This window comes from Bacteroides faecichinchillae JCM 17102, assembly GCF_000614145.1.
Lineage (GTDB): Bacteria > Bacteroidota > Bacteroidia > Bacteroidales > Bacteroidaceae > Bacteroides > Bacteroides faecichinchillae.
The window spans coordinates 1-3,117 of record NZ_BAKK01000097.1 but is presented as its reverse complement, the minus strand read 5'-3'; the positions used below and the strand labels follow the sequence as shown (position 1 = coordinate 3,117).

Genomic DNA, 3,117 nt, shown 5'->3' with positions numbered 1-3,117 from the left:
CAGGACGACTGTTTCTGGAGATGTATCGCCTATATAGAAGGCGGTGATTACTCTGAATCTGGTGCAGAGAGTTATGCTGATGCTTATGATCCTGAGGCAGGAAGATATTTTAATGGCGCAGGAATGAAAAACCCGGAAATGAAAGAGTATATTAATCAAATGTACACCGGTAGTACACAACATAATATTATTCAGTATGACCCAACAAAAGTTCCAGGCATGTCGACAGCTGGAAACACGACGACGCATGTAGTAGTATTTAAAGAAGATGTTAAAAATAGTAATGGCGAAGTTATAGCCTTCAAGGTTTATGATCCTCAACAAAGTAAATCATACGAAATTCCATTTGATTCTGTAATGGACATTCTTTCTATTGGCAACGAGAAAAAAAATAATGGGAGCTTTATGGAAGCAGCGACAGTTATGGAAACAGTAGTAGTAGTGATTATGCAGACAGTAGCTATCATGGAAACAGTAGCGATTATGGAAGTAGCAGTTATTATGGCTAGTAATGGGTGATAAAAAGTCTTCATCATGATTAAAAAATTAAATAATTACTAAATATGAATACCATAAGAAAACTATTTTCAATGATATGTATCATCGCATATTTAATTCCTGCTTATGGACAAAATGACACACTCACAACTGATGGATTATATCTAAAATATAATACTCCATATTACCGTGGAAGTGGTGTTATGACGTTAACTATGGAAAGGATAAAAATAAAGATCTTTATGTGGGTCCTCCTAATGATTCTGATATGATAAGAGGAGAGTTAGATAGAGCGACAACGTGTATAGGTTTAGCCTACAAGGCTCTTCCGCAATACATTATTTCTGAAACATTTGGTCTTAGTACTTCTCAAACTAATCCAAGAGAGCTACTTTGGACAGCAGGTACTGTAATAACGTCTCAATGGATACATGAAGACGGAGAGTGTATATTATTTATCAAATGTAACGGAGGGAGACCAAACAAGTCTTTTGATAAATTGCCGGAGAATAATTTTAATTGGATAAAGCACACTCTAGGTATGGGATCCTTCTTAACTGACCCGACAGAGGAAGAAATGGAAAGGATAAAAAAGAAAATAACCATGTGGCCACCGGAAAAGGCGAAGGAAACGTTTAACGCACAATACGTGATTACATATCCCATAAAAAACAAGAAAGCGGTATATATGGGTAAATACACACACAAGCTAGAATTGATAATGATAAAGTGGGGAGGAAATCTGACCGTCTCATTCTTGGTTACTAAAAAGGGAAATAAGAATATTGAGAAATATATCAAGGATGTGGAGGAAGCATTTTGGTTTGAAGATTGATTAAAAACGCCCTTTTCTTGATAATTTCTAACTATTGCCTACCTGCAAGGTTAAAGCAATAGTTAGAAATTTTGAAGGTTTTAAATAACAAAACCTCACTTTACATTAATAATTACTACTCTCTCCCGTCACATATATAAGCTTGTGGTAAAGCAGATACTCAACAGCCCTATCCACCGCCCAGTCAGTAGGTTTATCATTGGCATTATCGATATAAAGGTCCAGTTTATCAAGCAATGAATTGAATGTGAGCTCGGTTTCAAGCATTACCAATATATTGTAAGACAAATCATCAATTAATACCTCCTTATAACCTTTATTCAGAAGAGTGGGAATACAGGCAATATCAAAACGGTCTGATTTAAATTCAGAATTAATTTTACTCCGGATTAACTCTTTTGTTTCCTTTGGCCACTCTTTGGAATCTTCATAAATCTCCAGATAAGGGTTGCTCTGGAGTTTATATCGTAACTTCTTTCGCTCTTTCTCCTGTATGAATTTGAAATAATGAGTAGACATTTTCTCCAGATTCAATAATTCTTCATTATCAATCTTTTCCCATTGAAGAGAAAGATCTTCTAAAAAAGTATGATAATCATGGTAACTGTTATCGGAGACATATTTTTTCCCTATCCGTTTGTGGCTATCTTTGAAAAGGTCTATAATCTTACTGTAATATTCAGGATACTTATTCAACAGAATACGTTCCAACAGTTCGCAAACGCGATGATTCTTTTTGTGACCGCCGATGATATGCATCAAATCTGTATTTTCAAATCGGTAAAAATCACAAAACTCAGCATAGGAGTATTTATTGTCTCCGATCGAGTGATCCAGAACGGTTGTTACCCTTCTCCCTTTTTCTTTCACTAAGGCAGCAAAGAGAACTTGTTCAAAAAGTATGTTATGATTTACACCGGTCTCTTTGGGATTGGGATTTCTCAAGCTGTTTTTCTCGATAAATTGAAAAGCGTGGTTACAATATTCTTTTATAAATTCTAAATCGTTTCCTCCTATTACACCTGCATTGTAAGAAGGAATGGAATCCGCAGTAATAGCATTATTCAAAAAATGCGGAAGAACAGTACTGGTTCTTTCCTTAATTTTTCTCATCATATCCCCATAGCATTCGGCAGTTCCGATTTCCCAGTTCTGGCTATCAGTTCGGCCGACTCTATAGCAGGTTTTAATCTTTTGGGTAAGTATACATCACCATCGACATGAACGAAAGGTTTATCTTGCAACGAATAGGTTAAGAGTTTTGAATATGCCCAATGTGTGGGATAACAATCCAAATTATCATATTGAATGATAATTTTCGAATACGGAAGCGATAACTGCTCCGCAAAAATAGCATATCCTACGGAATCTGTATAAAGAAATACTTCGTCATAATTTTGCCTGAGCGTCAGACAGCTCAATGCCCAGGACATAAAGTGGTGTTGTGGAGATGACCATCCGAACGAATCAATCAAGGGATCTTTACCCCCGCTCCAAAATGTTTGTACTACTCTCATATTTAATATTTTTAGGTATGAAATTGCATTTTGATTATTACCAAGAAATTATTTTAAGTGACAGGAAGATATCTTATTTTATATTAAACTTTAGATTGTCAAACAGTCTCTCTATTAGCCTGCGGTCTTTAACGATAATATCAGCCTGACCGCCGATTTCATATTTGAAATCCAGTTTATCACCATAGTTGGTTATCAGACCGTCAGGCATATCAACCAAAACAAGATAGGTATTGATACTGCTTTGTGGAGTCTTATATTCATTCG

Annotated in this window: 2 protein-coding genes and 2 pseudogenes; 2 read left to right on the top strand and 2 right to left on the bottom strand. The window is 35.7% G+C overall.

From position 1 onward, the window contains the following. Positions 1 to 519: hypothetical protein (locus JCM17102_RS30805; RefSeq protein ID WP_033887224.1), on the top strand; the 519-nt coding region annotated here is incomplete at its 5' end. A gap of 223 nt (positions 520 to 742) precedes the next feature. Beyond that, positions 743 to 1,333, top strand: a complete 591-nt coding sequence (locus tag JCM17102_RS20740) for a hypothetical protein (RefSeq protein WP_148302088.1) — start codon at positions 743 to 745, stop codon at positions 1,331 to 1,333. Between the two features lie 105 nt (positions 1,334 to 1,438). On the opposite strand, the pseudogene JCM17102_RS28695 reads toward JCM17102_RS20740, so the two are convergent. Both JCM17102_RS28695 and JCM17102_RS25270 read right to left on the bottom strand, forming a co-directional pair. Next, positions 1,439 to 2,850 (bottom strand): annotated as a pseudogene (locus JCM17102_RS28695) (DUF6734 family protein). Positions 2,851 to 2,923: 73 nt separating this feature from the next. After that, positions 2,924 to 3,117 (bottom strand): annotated as a pseudogene (locus JCM17102_RS25270) (hemolysin D); the annotation flags it as partial.